Consider the following 17525-nt stretch of genomic DNA (forward strand, 5'->3'; position numbering starts at 1 on the left):
CGCGGCGCGCCGTCCGGGCCCTCCCGTGCGCACGCCGCGGGCCACGCTACCGACGCCCAGCACACGGACCCGCATTGGGAAGACCCGGGCACGCAGAGTTCAACACCCGCTCCACTGCCCGCCATGTCGTGTTGTCCGCGAGTTCGCGATTCCACCGAAACCCGCTCTGCCGGTACATATTTCGTGATCAGCGCTCGGCGACCACCGCCGCGTCACCCTCGGTAGGCGCACCGGCACGCAGCAGACCTCCGGCCAGCAGGTCGAGGACACCGATCACCACCAGTGCACCCCCGGCCACGGTCGCCAACCCTGTCACGGTCTTGAACGTGATCGCGATGATCGCGATCCCGATCCCGAGAGTCACCAATCCGCTGATCTCGTGCAGCCAACCGTCGCTGATCTGCTCGTCCCACACCCCCACCAACGCCTGCACGACCCCGCGCACCGCCCAGCCGAGCCCGATCCACCACGCGAGCAACTCGATGCTCCCGCCCCCGAAACTCAGCACCGCCAACACCGCGGTCAGCGCCGCGCTGACCAGCACCAGCAGCCGCACCACGACCGCGATCCGCGCCCGGAACCCCAGATAGGACTGCACTCCGGCGCTCACCAGCAGCGAGATCCCGAACAGCGAGGCCAGCGTCGACTCGGCACGCCCCGGCCACAGCAGGGTCGCGACCCCGAGCACGAACGACGCGCCACCCGCGATCAGCAGCGCCTGCCGGGTCCGCTGCCCCGCCGCCGACTCGTTCATGCGATCCGCTCCGCCAGATCCGGCGCGGTCCGGCTGTCCGGATCGGCGCCGACCTGCTCCGGTGTCCCCTGTGCCACGATCCGCCCACCCTGCGCGCCGCCGCCCGGCCCCATGTCGATGACGTGATCGGCCCGTGCGACCACGGTCATGTCGTGTTCGACGACCACCACGCTCGCCCCCGGGTCGACCAGTGAATCCAGTTGCCGCAGCAGCACATCGGTGTCGGCGGGATGCAGTCCGGTGGTGGGTTCGTCGAGTAGGTACACCGTACTCGCGCGCAAGGCGCGCCGCGTCGTCTCGCTCTTGGACTCGGCGTGCGAACGCAACAGCAGCCGTTCGGCACCGGCGTAGGTGCCCTGGTAGGGCCGGTCGATGTCGTAGCCGAGCGCGGCCAACACATCCCGCAGGTTCTTGTCCTGCCAGGCTCTCGGCCAGGAGGCGATCGCGCCGTCCCGAATGCTGCGCGACGGGTCGGGAACCATCGACGCCTCGGTGGCTTCGTGCACGACGCCTTGTCCATGACAGCGTGGACACGCACCCTCGACGGTGTTGGGTGAGAACGCGTCGGAGTACAGCCGATTGGTGCCCTCCGGGTAGTGACCGGCCCCGGTTCTGGCCGGTCCTTCCGGATAGTCGCCTTCGCGCGCCTCGACCTGATGCAGCAACCTCCGGGCATACGGTGCCACCGACTCCAGATACCGGCGCGGCGCCTCCGCGTAAAGGGTGCCGAACGCCAGCGACGACTTCCCCGAACCCGGGCCACCGGTGAACGCGACCAGGGCATTTCGCGGCATGTCCGCATCGACATCGCGCAAATTGTGGACCCGGGCACCACGCACCCGAACCGAAGGATCGACCTCGTGCGAATCCACAGCTACCGAGGCTACCCGCCGTGGCCCGGTCCCCGTCGCCGTACACGCAGGCACATTCGACGACGGGGACCGATCTCCGGGGCTAGAAGAACCAGCCGAGTTCGGGCATGCGATCGGTGGTGAACGCCTCGTCGAAGGCACGCAATGCCGGCACGTCCTCGACCCTGATCCGGTGGGCGGCGGCCAGGACACGAGCACGGTGAGCACCGAAGTAGAGCGCGCCGAGCACGTTGATGTCGAAGACGAGCTCGGCGGGCCGGGTCGTCGGTTCGCACTCGGCGACGCCGTCGCGCACGCGCAGGGCGAACTCACCGCCCGCGGATCGGAACGGATCGTGCACGGCCAGCACCGTGTCCAGGTCGTGGCGGTAGGCGCGGGCGGTGAGCGCGGCAGGGACGTCCATCACCCGCGCCCACAGCGAGTCCCCACGGCGGGTCACCCGCACCGCGCGGGAATCGGTGAGCAGATACGGCAGCGGGTCGTCGTCGGAGATCTCGGCTTCGACCGAGTCCACCAGGTCGATGCTGAGCAGCACCCGCCACAGCGCGAGGTGCGCTTGCTGGGTGGCCGCCCGCAGTTCCACGACCGAGACAATGGACCGGTGATCGCGGTAGCGGCGCCGATACAGGGCGTAGCCGTCGGGATGGACCAGGACGAACAGCGAGGTCGCGCCGTCACGGTGACGCTCCACGTCGGCGAAGACCATGCCCCATTTCGCCGCCGGTCGCGCCTGAGCACCCGGCACCTGCCGCTGCCATCGGCCGTAGACTTCTTCGATGTGGGAGGCCGACTCGGCGAGGGTGGCCAGTTCGACGCCACCGGGATCCGGTGTGCTCGGCCGGAATTCGGCCCGGCGGCGATCGATGGTGATCGCGGTGTCGAGGATGGCGGTGTCATAGCCGAAACGGCCGTAGATGGTGGCCTCGCTGGCGGTGAAGACCGTCAACGGCAGTCCGTCGGATTCGGTGCGCTCGTGCTGAGCCGTATACAGCTCCCGCAGGATTCCGCGTCGTCGATGTGTCGGGGCCACCGCCACCCCGGACACCCCGGCAGCGCGCACGGTGTGCTGTCCCGGCACGGTCACCGTCATGGTGATATCGGTGGTGTGGCCGACGACCCGGCCGTTGTCGACCGCGACCAGTGCCCGCTCCACCGGCCACAACTGGTGGTGGAGCGCGCGCTCGTCGTCCCCGTACCGCATCCCGAATCCGGTCTCCTGCAGAGCCGCGATCGCGGGCCGGTCCTGCTCGGTCGCGGACCGCACGGTGACACTCTTCGCCGAAGTCATTCCCGAACAATGCCACGCGAGCCCATTCCCGCACACCTGGATTTCTCACCAACCAACAGTCCAGGTCGGGCATGTCCCCAGGCCGAGCCCGAGGTGCCCTCGGCTGCCGCAAGGGCTCAGCCGCCGAGGACGCTGACCAACTCGACAGTGTGCACCGGTCCACTGCCGGGTGTGTGCGGCACGGCCACCGATCCCCCTGCTCCCCGCTGGTGGGCTGCGGGAAGACGATGGAATCGTAAGGCGGCCGCGCCGATGGGCACATCGGTGTGGGTATCGCCGTCGACCGCGACACCGTTCTCGCCACCCGCCGAAGCCAACTCGACCCTGGTCACCACGACCGAGGAATCGACGGTGTCGCTGTGGTTCTGCGCCTGCGCGACCGCCCGGCCGGCCAGCAAATCCTGCACCGCGGCGACGGCGACCGGATCACGGGTGGCGTCGTAGATCCACCGGCGGCCGAGCGTGCCGTGTTCGGCGGTGCCGAGTAGCGCGTTCTCGGCGCCGGGTAACGGAGCGCCGCGATAGGTCAGCGGCACCTGGTAGAGCACCGATACGGGCGCCGAATCATCCATCAACAGCAGGAATTCGATGCCGACCGCGCCGTCGGGATCGTCGAGCCGGAAACCACCGGCCTTGCGCAGCCGAGGCACCGTCCCCTGATACCACTGGCGCCCCGGCAGCCATGCCGCGACGAGGTCGGTCTTGCCGGGAACCAAGGTGGTGCGATGGATGACTGCCATACCGCAGGCTAACCCCGCGCGAACATGGCGCGCAGATCAGGCAGTGCCCCGATGCGCTCGGTGACAGCTCGCCCGGGTGCGGCGGTCTGGGCCGAACCGGTCGCGCGCAGCAGGGCACGGATCTGCGCCGGACCCACGCGACCCGCGCCATTCGCCCGAATTCCCTGGTAGGCGGCCACCGCGCCGACCACGATCGGGGACGCGCTCGAGGTGCCGCTGAACTCGTCGGTGTACCAGAGGTCTTCGTCGGCGCCACCCTGCAGATCGCCGTAGCCGGTCGTGGTGACTTCCCGACCCCACCCCTGGGCGTCCAGGCGGGCACCGTGATTGGAGAACGCCAGCCGCGACCGCGCCGGACCGTGATCTCGCCCGTGCAGACCCGGTGGCGGCGCACCCGCACCGACCAGCACCGCACCGGAATCCGCACCGTCGAACGGGTTACGCCACTGGGCCGGAAAGTCCTCGGGCCGAGCGCTGTACACCGCATCGTCGAGGTTCTCCCCGCCATTGCCGGCCGCTTCCACGACCACGATGCCACGCCCGGTGGCGTAGCGAATGGCGGCGAAATCGTCAGGCCACCACTCCACGGCGATGTAGCCACGCTGATCCGGTCTCGCCCGGTAGTCGAATCGAGGTCCGGGACGGTGCAGTTCGATGAGCACGACATCGCCGGGGTCCAGGGCGTCGGCCGCGGAGCGGATGGCGGCGGCCGAGCCGATCCCGAAGATCGAGATCGCCCTGATGTGGGCGTCGGGCACGATCCCGGTGATACCGAACTCGTTGGCATCGCCACTGATCTCACCGGCCACCGCGGTCCCGTGATTGCGCCAGCCCAGATCCGTCGAGGAGGCGCCGCCGATCACCCCGCCCTGGTTCTGGCGCAGGTCTTCGTGGGTGAACCGCCACGCACCTTCCACGTCGATCACCCGCACCCCGGTGCCGCGGCCACCGGGCTGCCCGTGCGCCCACACCGCGTCGATGCCGTGCGGTGCCGGCTCCAGATAGCCCTGCCGGGAACGGAAGTCGGGGGTCACCGGCGGGGCGTCCGCGGCGACGGTGTTTTCGGCCAGCGGTGCCAGGGGTGGTTCGGCGGCGGGCTTGACGTAGGCGCCGGCCACCGTGTCGTCGGCACGCAACCGATCCGCGAGTTCGTCGAGGTCACCTGTCTCCCCGCGCACGCTGTAGTAGCTGAGATACGCCCCGGCCACCGGCGCTTGCGGGGTGTCGGCGAGCCGGGCGGCGAGCCGGTTGTCGGGCCCGAAGATCGGCACCAGACGCGCGGTGGCGGGCAGCAGTTCGTCCACCCGGGCACGCACGGAACGGTTCTCCCGCAGGGCGATCGGGGTGATCGCGGGACCGGTCGGCGCGGTGACGACGATCAGTTCGGCAGGCGAGACCGTGGGGCCGGGCACCCCCGGACGCCGCTGCCTGCTGGGTCGAGCGGTGGAGGCCATGGCTACAGTGAACCGCGCGCGGCATGCGCCCGCCACCGTTGGCCCGTGACAGCCGACGGCGACACGCCGAAGCCGCTGCCCTCGTCCACACGCAGCGCCCCGGTCAGCGCCACTGATCGGTGAATCCCGGTGCGCCGGAAAATCTTTCACCTACCATGGTTGCCGGGTGAGCTGAGGTCGCCCCCGGTACCGATTCAGGGTGCCAGCATCACCCTGCCGCCGCAGCGCGGTGTTCGAGCGTGAAAACATTCCATCGGATACGCAGTCATGCAGGGGGTCAATCATGTCCACAGCTGTCGATTTCGCCGCCAGGCTCATCGATCCGCGCGCCATCGCCGCCGCGGGACATTCCGCCGTGCTGGCCTATGTCTCACCCAGCAGACCCGGCGCGAATTTCGGGGCCAAACCGATCACCGCCGACTACGCGCGTGCCCTCACCGCCGCCGGGCTCGACATCGTCTCGATCTGGCAGTACGGCAAACCCGCAGACCCCACCCCCTCGGATTGGACCACCGGTTTCGACGGTGGTCGCCGGATGGCCGAACAGGCCTTGGCCACGCATCTGAGCCTGGGTGCGCCCCAGCGGGCGCCGATCTTCTTCGCCGTCGACGAGGACATCTCCCTGACCCAGTGGAACCGCACCGCCGTGGAGTTCTTCCGCGGTGTCAACACGGTCCTCGGCACGGCATGGACCGGCATCTACGGGCATTCGCGGGTGTGCGCGTGGGCCATCGAAGACGGTGTGATCGGCCGACACGGCCAGACCAGCTGGGCGTGGCAGACACGCGCGTGGTCGCGGGGGGAGCGCGAACCGCGGGCGGTGCTGTACCAGCGGATCATCGACACCCCGTCCGAACCAGGGCCCCTCATCGACGGCACCCGGGTCGACGTCAACGACATCCTGGCCCCCGACTTCGGACAGTGGAGCATCGACCGCACCACCACCATCCCGGCATTCACCGAACTCGACCAGCTCGGCCGCTCACACTCCCCGCGCGAGGGCGCCCGCATCACCAACTTCGTGCTGCACACCCAGGAGGGCAACGGCACCGCCGAATCCCTGGCCGCCTACCTGAACAACCCCGCCAACGGCGTCTCCTATCACTACACACTGCGCGACGCGGTGGTCGTGCGGGTCGTGCCGGAAGAACTCGCGTCCTGGTCGGTGCTCTCGGCGAACCGGTTCACGGTGAACCTGTGCTTCGCGGGCAGCCGCACCGCCTGGTCGCGCGCGGACTGGCTGGCCATCGACGCCGACCTGCGTATCGCCGCTCATCTCGCGGTGCGCAGCGCGCACCGGCACGGATACTCGACCGAGGTGATCGCCCCGCCCTACCGGGTGGCCGACGGCATCACCGACCACCAGTACGTGACCAGGGCGCTGGGGATCGGCACCCACACCGATGTCGGCCCGAACTTCCCGTGGGACGTGTTCGCCACCCACGTCGCGAGTTTCACCCACACCGGCCCGTCCGCCATCGACGCTCGCGCGGCATCCACACCGTGGCTGGGCGCGCGTCGTACCGACGGCGAACTCGCCACCCCGGACGGGCTCGGCCGTTTCGCCGAGTTCGAGCACGGCTACGTCTACTGGCACCCGAGCACCGCGGCGCACGCCATCCCGACCGCGATCATGACCAAATTCGCCGAGCTGGGCTGGGAGACGGGGCCGCTGGGATATCCGATCGCCGAACACACCGAGCTCCCCGACCCACGCGGCACCGGCCCCGGGCTCGCGCAGGCTTTCCAGGGCGGCACCGTCTACCGTCGTGCCGAGCACCCCGCGCACTGGGTGCACGGTGCGATCGGGACGCGCTGGGCAGCCTCGGGTTTCGAGAACGGCCAGCTGGGTTGGCCGGCCTCCGACGAGATCACTCACGACGACGGCGTCTACCAGGAATTCGAGTTCGGCCGGATCTACTGGGTGCCCGACCAGATCGTCGCGCTGCGCAATTCCGGCGACCCCGATACACCCCTGGCGCGCCCGGCCTAGTGCGGCCCCCTGGTCAGCCCAGGATGAGCGCGAGGGTGGTGGCACCGACGCTGAGGACCAGCGCGGCGATCACCACGATCGCGATCAGTCGTGTGCGCGATGAGGGGCCGGTGTAGGTCTGTTCGTCGTTCAACATGTCGTCGATATCGATGGCGGCGAACTCGCGGGTGGTTTCCAGAGGGCCGGGCTGCTCGGTCATGAACCCTGACGGTAGTCGAGGGCGCGGTTCGCCGCGCCCGATACCCCCACTCATGTCTGTGGCACCGCGCTGCGGGTGGCGGCCAGGAGTTCGTCGAGTTGCCGCTCGGCGCGTTCGGCACGGGCCAGTGTCTGCTGGCGCGCGTCGTCGAGAGCGGCGAGCCGCTCGGCGGCGTCGGTGCGCGCCAGGTCGAGTTCGGCGGCCGCCTCCGTTCGCCGCTGCTCGGCATCGGCGCTCGTGCTCCGGCGCAGCTCGGCCAGTTCGGTCCGGGTCCGGTCGAGTTCGCCGCGGACATGATCGAGGTCGGTGCGGGCACGCCGCCATTCCTCGCGTGCCTCGGCGGCCGCTTCCACCCGTTCGGCGGTGGCCTGTTCGGCGCGTTCGGTGGCGCGATCGGCGTCGGCGGCCCGCTGCTCGGCCAGATCACGTTCGGCGTTCGCAGCGGAGACCCGCGCCTCGGCATCGCGGCGCAGGTGGGCGATCTCGGTATCGGCCCGCTGTTCGGCACGAGCCACGGCGTCGGCGGCTTCCTGCCGAACCAGGTCGATTTCTTCTGCCGCACGCCGTTGCGCCGCACGGACTTCGGCTTCTGCTTCACTGCGCACCGCGAATACATCATCGGCGGCCTGTTTGGTCACCTGTTCCATCGAGGCCAGCGCTTCGTCTCTGGCTGTCTGGGCTTCGGCGACATCATGTTCAGCCTGTTCCGCGGCAGCGACCGCGTCCTGGGCGACCGATTCCGCCAGCGCACGTGCCTCCTCGGCCTCCCGCCGAGCCTGTTCGGCGGTCACCGTCGCCATCTCCGCCTCGGCGATCCTGCGCGCGGCATCGGCCTGCACCGCCTGGACCTGCGCCTCTGCTACCGACGGATCACCGAGAGTCTGCATCTCCGCGACCGCCGCGGTCAGCGTGGTCCCCAATTGCTCAGCGAGCCCACGAAACTGCCCGAGCAGCTCATCGGCCCGCAACCGCGCCACCGTCACCGGCCCCTGCGGCGTCACAGTGACGGAACCGGCCCCAGCCTCCGACTCCTGCTGCTGTCGTTGCCTTTCCCGCCACGCCCGCCATCGCGTGTGGTCCGGGTGATCACAGTATTCGGAGGGTCGCCCGGGTCCCCCGGCGCGAGTAATGGGACGGGCACAGCCTGGGTAGTTGCAGACACTCGACACCAGAGAATCGTAGCGTTGATTCCGTCAATTCGTAACGTATTACACGAAACGAAATCTGTGTCGCCCGTTCAGGACCCGAATCCCGACCCGACAGTTCTGACCCCCGATAAGTGAACATTATCGGGGGCCATGATCCTTCGAACTTCCGAATCACCACAGAATATTTACGTTTACGTTTGGTTGCGGCAAACGAAACGAAAAGGCGACGAAAGGGTGCGAAAACTGGTGCCCTCGCGAGGCACCGCCGTGGGGTCAGTGTGGCCGCATGACCGTCTTCGTACGGCGAGACCGGCCAGGACTACGACCCCCAACCCCGACGCCATCACCTGAACATCCACCGGGGGGCGACCGTGCCGCCATACTCACCACACGTGACGCACACTCCCGCTCGCATGAACAGTGGTGGGTCGCCAGTCGATCCGGGCACGATGGACGGATACCGACCGTGAGCGAGTCCCGACCTCAGCGACGAACGGGCCCGAAACTCCCGAAGCTGACCACAGGGGCACCCTGGGTCAGGGTGGAAGGAGTCTGACGTCTGCGGGGATGTGGCCCAGTTCCCGGATCTTCTCGAGTCGTGCCAGCGCTCCGTCGATGGTGTTGGGGTGCAGGCCCGCGTCTCCGAGTGCTGATCGGAGGTGGTCGGTATCGACACTGCGTACAGCGTCGAGGACTTCCGGTTCGAGTTGTCGCCCCTTCTGGGCGGCGACGAAGTCGGAGTCGATATCTACCTCGAGAGGGCGCAGCCCCATGGGGAAGGACCGACCGTGGTCGATGGCGATGACGTCGAGGTGATTGCCGCGGTCAACGGTGCGATAGTTACCGGAATGTCGGTCCATCGAACCGATGACGTAGTCCAGGACTCCGACTTGCTGTTGCTGGACTCTGGGATAGGCATCGAATGGCCTGGATGGCGTGGAGTCCACGAACTGTTGGATCATGCCAGGCCCGAAAGGTCGGCCGTCGGAGCCGATGGCACCGTCGGTGCGGGCGGTGGGAGGGATTCGGCCGAACCCGAGGATTTCATCGACCCGGTACGCGGCGATTTCTCTGCTGGTCAACGAGCCCGGTTTATGGACGAAGGGCAGGCCCGCGTCGAATTGCTCCCCGTGGATGGGTTTGTAGATGTTGAGTTCGCCGTCTTCTGAGCGCATCTTGCGTACTTCTGTCGAGCTGCGGGCGACAGCGTCGCGCATATCGCCGGTGAACTCGACATCGGTGGTCAGTCGGCGAGCTGCCATGGCCGACTCGGTGTCGCTGGGGCGGTAGTTCCAATCCCGTGCTGGCGTGGGCACCAACATCGGGTTTGGTTGGCGCACGGTGAGAGCCTCTTTCAAGAGACCCGCGCCGCCGGTGTCGGCGTCTCGAATCGCCCGGGCGCCGGTTCTGGCGGTGCTGCTGGTGCGCTCATAGGTACGCGCGACCGATCGAGTGCCCAAATCCAATGTCCTGGTCAAACGTTGGACGAGGGTGCGCAGGACCGGGGTAACACTGTCTCTCATGGCCGTAGTTGCGGCGGCGAATCCCCTGGACCGGTTTCTCGCGTCTTCGCCCAAGGCGACACGGCCGGCAGATCATGAGGAGGTGTACGCGGGCTTTCATCGAACACCCGGTAGTAGCTCATCCCCGGCGTGTCGAGCAGGGCACGTAAGAAACGCGTGCCTTCATCCGGACCGATTCTGCTGAGTGGCTCGTAGATCTTGACGCCCCGGTCGTACCATTGCTCAGCGACCAGGCAGCCGCCGGGATCGATGACAGTGAGTACCACCGTCCCGTCGGTGGCCAACCGGAACTCGGCCACCTTTCGCGGTTCCGCGAAGCCGACGTCATAGATCGCGACCACAGTCGGCGCCACGTCCATCACAGTCACCTCCACCAGAAACTCGCACGCCCGGGGCCTCGGGATCGGACTCGGGACTGAGTCGAAACCTCAGTTCGGGTTCTGATCTACGGTGGCAACCCGGGTGTAGCCGATCTTATGCCGCGAAACTCTATCGAACCCACCGACAGGACCAGGTTTGCGGGCTTGTCTGCGTAATGGGTTTCGGTGGGGCCCGTCCTGGTCGGGTTCTTGACCACCTATGACCCAAAAGTGGTACGACTGAGAACAACCGGGTGTCTGCGCCGCGGCCGCATCCGAACCCAGGAGGACCCTTGCACATCGGCATCATGCTCACCGACCGTCCCGGCCCCGACGCCCTCGACCGGCTCGCCGACGATCTCGCCGAGATCAAGGATGAGGGCTTCACCTCGGCCTGGCTCTCGCAGATCTTCGCGCTCGACGCCCTCACCGCGCTGACGGTGATCGGCGCCCGGGTCCCCGACATCGAGTTGGGCACCGCGGTGGTACCGAGCTATCCGCGCCACCCGGCGGTGCTGGCCCAGCAGGCGAGGACCGCCGCCTTGGCCATCGGTCCCGGACGGCTGACGCTGGGTGTCGGCCTGTCCCATCAGCGGGTGATCGAGGACGTCTACGGCTACGACTTCGCCCGTCCCGCTCAGCACATGGCCGAATACCTCGAGGTGTTGCTTCCGCTGCTCGCGGGCGAGAGCGTGTCCTTCCAGGGAGAAACCGTCTCCGCCCAGATCGCCCTGACCGTGCCCAATCCCGAGCCCGTGCCGGTGCTGCTGGCCGCCCTGGGCCCACGGATGCTCCGGCTGGCCGGGCAGCGGACCACCGGCACCACGCTGTGGATGACCGGCCCGCGCACCATCGCCGAACACATCACTCCGACGATCACCGCCGCGGCCGCCGAAGCGGGCAGGCCCGCCCCGCGGATCGTGTGCGCCCTGCCGATCTGTGTCACCGACGACCCCGACGACGCCCGCGACCAAGCCACCCAAGCCTTCGGCTTCTACGGTGCGCTGCCCTCCTACCGGGCCATGCTCGATCGCGAAGGCGCCGCCACCCCGGTCGACCTGGCGATCATCGGCACCGAAGACGAAGTCGCCACCCGCCTCCGGGCCATCGCCGACGCGGGCGCCACCGATTTCGTCGCGGTGCCGTTCATCCGAGGCGACAGTGCGAAACGCACCAGATCGCTGCTCATGTCGTTGGACTGACCTCGACTACCGAGCTCGCCGACCTGGACCTCACTGCGGTGCTCGGGGAGCGCCTACCCGCCCGCATATGTGTTCGCGATGAGTGTTCGGGCATGGCACGATCGCCGTCATGTCTGCCTCGATGACGACCGATCAACGGGCCGCCAGAACCACTCGCGCCGTGGCGGCCGCGGTGGCCGCCGGACGGGAGCGGGGGCTCGCGGTGACCGAGCCGATCGTCCTGCACGATGTGTTCTCCGTCGTGGTGCATCTCGCGCCGTCGCCGGTGGTGGTTCGGGTGCCGACCGTGCTCGCGCCCGGCATGGATCTGGACGGCCTCGCCGACCGGCAGCGCACCGAACTCGCGGTGGTGTCGTGGCTGGCCGAACACGGCACCCCGGTGATCGCGCCGAGTCCGCTCGTCGACGTCGAACCGGTGCACCGCGACGGGTTCTCGATGACGTTCTGGCACTACGTCGACCGCGATTCGAGTGCCGAGCCGGACTACGTGCGCAATGCCGCACTGGTCGCGGATCTGCATCTGGCCCTACGCGAATACCCTGGCGAACTGCCCTTCCTCTCGGCCGCCGAACCGAAGACCCTCACCGCGAGCTTCGCGGTGCTCGCCGAGCGCCCCGACCTGATTGCGCCCGCCGAACTCGAACGTGCGCAACACGAATGGGAGCTGATTGAACCGCTGGTGTCTTCTCGTGCCGTCTTCGACGCCGCGTTCCCCGATATGGGCGTACAGCCGATCCACGGCGACGCCCCGGCCTACAACATCGTGCCCACCACGAACGGTGCCTTGTACGCCGACTTCGAACTGACCACCCTCGGTCCGGTCGAATGGGATCTCGCCGCCTTCGGACCCGAGGCCGCCGACGCCTACGACGCGGCCGCGGCCGGGGTGGGCCTGCGCCCACTGGATCGGCGGGTGCTCCGGTTCGTCGAAGCGGTCGGAATGGCACGAACCATCGCCTGCCTGGCCTTGGTCGACGAGTTGCCGCTCCTGCGCGAGGGCATCGAGCCCGCGATGCAACAGTGGCGCTCGCAACCGTTCCCCGACGACCTCCTCGGCTGAGGAGTTCCCGACGACCGGTGGCGTGGCGAACGATCCTGGCGAATTCACGGTGACCGGTCGCCGGCTCGTTGCAGACTGGGGTCTGTGAGGCTGGTTGTCGCCAACAGGGGTGAGATCGCGGTGCGGATCCTGCGCACCGCCCGCGAGCGCGGGTACACGACGTTCGCGTTGTGCACCGACGAGGAGCGCGGCGGATTGCCCGCGCGCCTGGCCGATGAGGTCGTCGTACTGCCCGGGACCGGTGCGGCCGCCTATCTGGATGTCGACACGGTCGTGCCGGCCGCGCGGCAGGCGGGCGAGGGTGCGCTGGTGCATCCGGGATACGGCTTCCTGAGCGAGAACGCCGAGTTCGCGGCCGCGTGTGCGGCGGCGGGGTCGGTGTTCGTAGGTCCGAGCCCCGAGACCCTGCGGCTCCTCGGTGACAAGCTCGCGGCACGCCGCGCCGCCCAGGACGCTGGGCTGTCGGTGTTGCCCGCCACCACCGGCAACACCACCGAGATCGCCGCGTTGCTCGCCGAGCACCCGGCCGGGGTGATGATCAAAGCTGTCCACGGCGGTGGCGGGCGTGGACAACGCATCGTGCGCGACGCCGCGGAACTCGTCGACGCCTATGCCCGCTGTCGTTCCGAGGCGCTGGCCGGGTTCGGCGACGCTGCCGTCTTTGCCGAGGTGCTCGCTCCCGAGGCCAGGCATATCGAGGTCCAGGTGATCGGGGATGGTGCTCGCGCGGTCGCGGTGGGTGATCGCGATTGCAGCGTGCAGCGGCGGCGCCAGAAGCTGATCGAGATCGCACCGGCCCCCGAGCTCGCCGGTGCGCTGCGGAGTCGTCTGCATCGTGAGGCCGTGCGGATCGCGGAGTCGGTGTCGTGTCGTGGATTGGCGACCGTCGAGTTTCTCGTCACGGGCACGCAGGCCTGGTTCCTCGAGGTGAACCCGCGGTTGCAGGTCGAGCACCCGGTGACCGAGGTGACCACCGGGCTGGATCTGGTCGCCGTGCAGCTCGATCTGGCGCACGGCCGAACGCTCGCCGACCTCGATCTGCCCAGTGGCGCTCCGCACGGGTTCGCCGTGCAGGCGCGGATCAACGCCGAGCTGGTCACGCCGGCTGGCGAGATCCTGCCCAGCAGTGGTGTGCTGGCGCATTTCGCCGGGCCGACCGGGGTGGGCGTGCGCGTCGACACGGCCGCGCGACCGGGCACGAGGATCGGCACGCATTTCGATTCCTTGCTGGCCAAGGTGATCGCGGGCGGCCCGTCGTATTCCGCCGCGCTTCGACGCTGTGCGGACGCGCTGGCCGAGACCGTGATCGGTGGTGTCGAGACGAATGTGGCACTGCTGGGTGCGGTCGTCGAGGAACTCGTGGCGACCGGGCCGGTGACCACAGCCTGGTTCGAGAACACTCTCGACAAGCTGTCGGCCGCTGCCGCCGCCGAGACCGCGACGGCGGCAACAGCGGACGGTGCCGGGTCGGAGCTCATGATCCGCGACGGCGAGCAGCTGGTGCGATCACCGATGGGCGGGACCGTGGTCAGCATCGCCGCACCGGACACAATGGTTGGGCCCGGTGGCGAAGTCGTGGTGGTCGAGGCCATGAAGATGGAGCACGTGATCCGCGCCGAATCCGCCCTGCGCGTGACCCGCGTCCTCGTCGAGCACGGAACGGTCGTCGACCCGCAAACTCCCCTGCTGACCTGGACCGACGTCGACCATGACGACACCGTCAGCGAGACAGACGATATCGACCTCGACGCCATCCGCACCGACCTGGCAGAGGTCCGCGCGCGGCACCGCATCGGACAGGATGCCGCGCGCCCCGACGCCGTCGCCAAACGCCACCGTCTGCACCGCAGAACGGCCCGCGAGAACATCGCCGAGCTGGTCGACGAGGGCAGCTTCCGCGAATACGGGGCACTCGCGATCGCCGCACAACGACGTCACCGCAATGACGAGGACCTGATCGCGAACACCCCCGCCGACGGCTTGATCACCGGGGTGGCCACCATCGACGCGGTCCGAACGGCGGTGTTGTCCTACGACTACACCGTCCTCGCGGGCACCCAGGGTTTTCGCAATCACACCAAGACCGATCGGCTGCTCGCGATCGCGCACGAGCAGCGGCTTCCGGTCGTGTTCTTCACCGAGGGCGGCGGCGGACGACCCGGCGACACCGACTACACCGGTGTCTCGGGACTGGAAGTCACCACCTTCCGCGCCATGGGTGCCCTGTCGGGCCGAGTTCCGTTGATCGGCATCGTGTCCGGCCGCTGCTTTGCCGGGAACGCGGCGCTGCTCGGCATGTGTGACGTGGTGATCGCGACCCCGGACGCGAACATCGGGATGGGCGGGCCCGCGATGATCGAGGGCGGCGGGCTCGGCGTCTACGCGCCGGAGGACATCGGACCGGTCCAGATCCAGCGACGCAACGGGGTGGTGCACCTGGTCGCCGACGACGAAGCCCACGCCGTCGCCCTGGCCCGCCGCTGCCTGTCCTACTTCCAGGGCGCCGTCACCGACTGGACCGCCCCTGATCCGCGCCTGGCTCGACACGTCGTGCCAGAGAACCGGTTACGCGCCTACGACATTCGCGGTGCCATCGCCGCCGTTGTCGACGTCGACTCGACGCTGGAATTGCGCGCCGACTGGGGTGGCGGGATCGTCACCGCGCTGGTTCGCGTCGAAGGCCGCCCGCTCGGGCTCGTCGCGAACAACGGCCACCACCTCGGCGGCGCGATCGACGCGCCCGCCGCCGACAAGTACAGCGCCTTCCTTCGGCTGTGCGACGCCCACGGCCTCCCCGTCCTCGCTCTCTGTGACACTCCGGGTTTCATGGTCGGCCCGGAGGTGGAGCGCGACGCGGTGGTCACCAAGTTCGCCCGCCTGTTCATCGATGCCGCCGCCCTGTCGGTTCCGTTCGGCACCATCGTCTTGCGCAAGGGCTACGGTCTGGGCGCCCAGGCCATGGCCGCCGGTTCTTTCCGCAGCCCGCGTTTCGTCGTCGCCTGGCCGACCGGCGAGATCGGCGGCATGGGCGTGGAAGGCGCGGTCCGCCTCGGCTTCCGCAAACAACTCGAAGCGATCACCGACCCCGCCGAGCGTCAGTCCACGTTCGACGCCATGGTGCGATTCGCCTACGCCAACAGCAAGGCCCTCAACGCCGCCACCGTCTTCGAACTCGACGACGTCATCGACCCCGCCGACACCAGACACTGGATCACCACGCTGTTCTGATGGCCGAGGAATTACTGCTCGCTCACGGTCGTCGCCTCGGGCATGGATTCGCCTGTGCTACCGGCCCGCTCCAGCCGACTCGCTCATCTCGCGGTCGAGTTCGGCGCGGATCTCGGCGATGTAGTCGTCGGGATCGGAGCGGATGCGGGTGATCACCTGATCGAGTGGTTGAGCGTGCGGTTCGTGTTCCATGCTCCACAGGGCCATCTCGAACAGCACCGGCAGTGCGTCGACGGCGCGTTCGGTCGGGACGTAGTGGACCTGATTGCGTTCACCACTGCCCACCCGGGCGACCAGGTTCGCGGCTTCGAGGCGCTTGAGCCGGTCCAGCAGGACGCTGGTCGAGATCCGCTCGGCCGAATCGAGGAATTCCACCGGGCGCCGTTTGCCGACGAGCAGCATGTCGCGTAGCACCAGCAACGTCCACGGATCTCCGAACACCTCGAGGAACATGTTCATCGGGCATGTCGATTTGCCTACCGCGCGCTTCATGCCCCCACCATACCCACAACATTTGCATTATCAAAATGTTGAGGTATGGTCGGTCCGACGCTGAACGGCGTCCACCAACAGCACTCGAACCGGGGAATCCACATGCACCAGAACGTGATCGACACCGTCTCGGAGATGACCGCCGCGCTGGAACGCGGCGATGTCGACACCGTCATGTCCTTTTACGTCGACGACGCGGTCGTCTCCTTCGAACCGGGCTCGCCGGTGCGGGGCGCCGAGCAACTGCGGGCTGGGTTCGCGGCCTTCGCCGCCCTCAAACCGCATTTCCGCTACGACAACGGTCACGAGGTGATGATCTCCGGTGACATCGCCGTGCACATCGCGCCGTGGACGATGAACGGCACCGCTGCCGACGGCACCGCGATCGCCGAGAGTGGACTCTCCGTGGCGACCCTGCGTCACCAGGTCGATGACAGCTGGAAGATCGCGCTCGACAACCCCTTCGGCGCCCGCCTCGTTCCCTGACCGGCCCGGGTCTGCCACGATCCGGCTTTCGATCCCGGCCTCGCCGAGTTGCCCGAGCAACTGGTCGAGCCGCGCGTACCGCACCGACGACCCCACAGGGACCAGGGGGAACAACCGGGAGTTCGCCAGCCGGAGGCAAATGCGAGTAGACAACGTCCACCACCCCAACTCGGCGAAGGATTCCAGCTGGGGCACCAGTTCCCAGGCTGCTGGGTGGCCCAGAACGCGAGTTGTTCGGGCTGGCTGGTCCGTCAATGCTTGGGAGGTGAACAACACCAGATCAGACTCGGCTGAACGTCGCGTACTCACCGCGATCGGCGTCGCACGAATCGTGTGGGGACTGACCACGGCGCTTGGCTCAGCACACGTCCATCGCTGTGGTGGCATCGGATACCCCGGACCTGACGGCGGTGTCTGGATCAAAGCTTTCGGTGTCCGCGACGTCATCCTCGGGGCCGGTGCCCTGCACTCCGAAGAAGCAGTCCGGCGCGCGACCCTGAGAGCCGGGATCGCGATGGATCTCTTCGACGCGGGAGCCGTGATCGTCGCCGCCCGGCAAGGCATGCCCCGGCGCGCCGCGCGTATCGGTGTTCTGATGGCAGGCGGGACGGCAGTCTTCGCGGCCGCCGGTCCGGGCCTGCTTCGGATGGTTGAGAACCGGCGAGCAGATCGAGTCCGTCCGATGTCATCGACGACGTAGCGCTCGAACGCGCGCAGGCGTCTCGGT

General features: G+C 68.3%; 14 protein-coding genes and 1 pseudogene. 5 read left to right on the forward strand and 10 right to left on the reverse strand.

From position 1 onward, the window contains the following. Positions 1-187 precede the first annotated feature (187 nt). The 5 genes and pseudogenes from BOX37_RS16550 to BOX37_RS16570 all read right to left on the reverse strand — a co-directional run bounded on the left by BOX37_RS16550 (position 188) and on the right by BOX37_RS16570 (position 5108). Complete coding sequence (locus BOX37_RS16550) at positions 188-754, reverse strand: DUF308 domain-containing protein (protein ID WP_071928438.1); 567 nt, start codon at positions 752-754, stop codon at positions 188-190. A 284-nt stretch (positions 755-1038) separates the two neighbouring features. Then, positions 1039-1548, reverse strand: a pseudogene (locus tag BOX37_RS16555) (ABC transporter); the annotation flags it as partial. A gap of 160 nt (positions 1549-1708) precedes the next feature. Further along, positions 1709-2914 (reverse strand): GNAT family N-acetyltransferase, encoded by a 1206-nt coding sequence (locus tag BOX37_RS16560; RefSeq protein ID WP_071928440.1) that lies wholly within the window; start codon positions 2912-2914, stop codon positions 1709-1711. Positions 2915-3030: 116 nt separating this feature from the next. Continuing rightward, positions 3031-3654, reverse strand: a complete 624-nt coding sequence (locus tag BOX37_RS16565) for a maltokinase N-terminal cap-like domain-containing protein (RefSeq protein ID WP_071928441.1) — start codon at positions 3652-3654, stop codon at positions 3031-3033. 8 nt (positions 3655-3662) lie between these two features. Further along, positions 3663-5108, reverse strand: a complete 1446-nt coding sequence (locus tag BOX37_RS16570) for a S8 family serine peptidase (RefSeq protein WP_240504897.1) — start codon at positions 5106-5108, stop codon at positions 3663-3665. A 283-nt stretch (positions 5109-5391) separates the two neighbouring features. On the opposite strand from BOX37_RS16570, the gene BOX37_RS33345 reads away from it, so the two are divergent. Next, the gene (locus tag BOX37_RS33345; RefSeq protein ID WP_084759742.1) at positions 5392-7101 is read left to right on the forward strand and encodes a glycoside hydrolase domain-containing protein; all 1710 of its coding nucleotides are present in this window, start codon (positions 5392-5394) and stop codon (positions 7099-7101) included. A 13-nt stretch (positions 7102-7114) separates the two neighbouring features. On the opposite strand, the gene BOX37_RS16585 is transcribed toward BOX37_RS33345, so the two are convergent. From BOX37_RS16585 to BOX37_RS16600, 4 genes are all read right to left on the reverse strand, one after another. Then, positions 7115-7300 (reverse strand): hypothetical protein, encoded by a 186-nt coding sequence (locus BOX37_RS16585; RefSeq protein ID WP_071928443.1) that lies wholly within the window; start codon positions 7298-7300, stop codon positions 7115-7117. 50 nt (positions 7301-7350) lie between these two features. Further along, complete coding sequence (locus tag BOX37_RS16590) at positions 7351-8301, reverse strand: coiled-coil domain-containing protein (protein ID WP_071928444.1); 951 nt, start codon at positions 8299-8301, stop codon at positions 7351-7353. A gap of 683 nt (positions 8302-8984) precedes the next feature. Next, positions 8985-9971 carry a protein kinase family protein gene (locus BOX37_RS16595; RefSeq protein ID WP_156910430.1) on the reverse strand — a complete coding sequence of 329 codons (987 nt, stop codon included), beginning with the start codon at positions 9969-9971 and terminating at the stop codon, positions 8985-8987. After that, entirely contained in the window at positions 9968-10330 is a 363-nt protein-coding gene (locus BOX37_RS16600; RefSeq protein ID WP_156910431.1) for a hypothetical protein, read from the reverse strand. The genes BOX37_RS16595 and BOX37_RS16600 overlap by 4 nt, the downstream gene beginning before the upstream one ends. A gap of 293 nt (positions 10331-10623) precedes the next feature. On the opposite strand from BOX37_RS16600, the gene BOX37_RS16605 reads away from it, so the two are divergent. The 3 genes from BOX37_RS16605 to BOX37_RS16615 all read left to right on the forward strand — a co-directional run bounded on the left by BOX37_RS16605 (position 10624) and on the right by BOX37_RS16615 (position 15820). Beyond that, entirely contained in the window at positions 10624-11532 is a 909-nt protein-coding gene (locus tag BOX37_RS16605) for an LLM class F420-dependent oxidoreductase (protein WP_071928447.1), read from the forward strand. 109 nt (positions 11533-11641) lie between these two features. After that, positions 11642-12592: an aminoglycoside phosphotransferase/kinase family protein gene (locus tag BOX37_RS16610; protein ID WP_071931579.1), complete on the forward strand. Its 951-nt coding sequence runs from the start codon at positions 11642-11644 to the stop codon at positions 12590-12592. A gap of 84 nt (positions 12593-12676) precedes the next feature. Further along, entirely contained in the window at positions 12677-15820 is a 3144-nt protein-coding gene (locus tag BOX37_RS16615) for a carboxyl transferase domain-containing protein (protein WP_071928448.1), read from the forward strand. Positions 15821-15877: 57 nt separating this feature from the next. Here the strand turns inward: BOX37_RS16615 and BOX37_RS16620 are convergent, their stop codons facing one another. After that, complete coding sequence (locus tag BOX37_RS16620) at positions 15878-16312, reverse strand: winged helix-turn-helix transcriptional regulator (RefSeq protein ID WP_071928449.1); 435 nt, start codon at positions 16310-16312, stop codon at positions 15878-15880. A gap of 102 nt (positions 16313-16414) precedes the next feature. Between BOX37_RS16620 and BOX37_RS16625 the strand changes: the two genes are divergently transcribed. Beyond that, on the forward strand, positions 16415-16798 hold the full coding sequence (locus tag BOX37_RS16625; RefSeq protein ID WP_167659953.1) for a YybH family protein: 384 nt from the start codon (positions 16415-16417) through the stop codon (positions 16796-16798). The last annotated feature ends 727 nt before the right edge of the window (positions 16799-17525 follow it).

Source organism: Nocardia mangyaensis (assembly GCF_001886715.1).
Lineage (GTDB): Bacteria > Actinomycetota > Actinomycetes > Mycobacteriales > Mycobacteriaceae > Nocardia > Nocardia mangyaensis.

Bases quoted from the DNA above. Each gene is read 5' to 3' on its own strand.
- BOX37_RS16550 (WP_071928438.1), bottom strand. From the start codon at position 754: ATGAACGAGTCGGCGGCGGGGCAGCGGACCCGGCAGGCGCTGCTGATC.
- BOX37_RS16560 (WP_071928440.1), bottom strand. From the start codon at position 2,914: ATGACTTCGGCGAAGAGTGTCACCGTGCGGTCCGCGACCGAGCAGGAC.
- BOX37_RS16565 (WP_071928441.1), bottom strand. From the start codon at position 3,654: ATGGCAGTCATCCATCGCACCACCTTGGTTCCCGGCAAGACCGACCTC.
- BOX37_RS16570 (WP_240504897.1), bottom strand. From the start codon at position 5,108: ATGGCCTCCACCGCTCGACCCAGCAGGCAGCGGCGTCCGGGGGTGCCC.
- BOX37_RS33345 (WP_084759742.1), top strand. From the start codon at position 5,392: ATGTCCACAGCTGTCGATTTCGCCGCCAGGCTCATCGATCCGCGCGCC.
- BOX37_RS16585 (WP_071928443.1), bottom strand. From the start codon at position 7,300: ATGACCGAGCAGCCCGGCCCTCTGGAAACCACCCGCGAGTTCGCCGCC.
- BOX37_RS16595 (WP_156910430.1), bottom strand. From the start codon at position 9,971: ATGAGAGACAGTGTTACCCCGGTCCTGCGCACCCTCGTCCAACGTTTG.
- BOX37_RS16600 (WP_156910431.1), bottom strand. From the start codon at position 10,330: ATGGACGTGGCGCCGACTGTGGTCGCGATCTATGACGTCGGCTTCGCG.
- BOX37_RS16610 (WP_071931579.1), top strand. From the start codon at position 11,642: ATGTCTGCCTCGATGACGACCGATCAACGGGCCGCCAGAACCACTCGC.
- BOX37_RS16620 (WP_071928449.1), bottom strand. From the start codon at position 16,312: ATGAAGCGCGCGGTAGGCAAATCGACATGCCCGATGAACATGTTCCTC.
- BOX37_RS16625 (WP_167659953.1), top strand. From the start codon at position 16,415: ATGCACCAGAACGTGATCGACACCGTCTCGGAGATGACCGCCGCGCTG.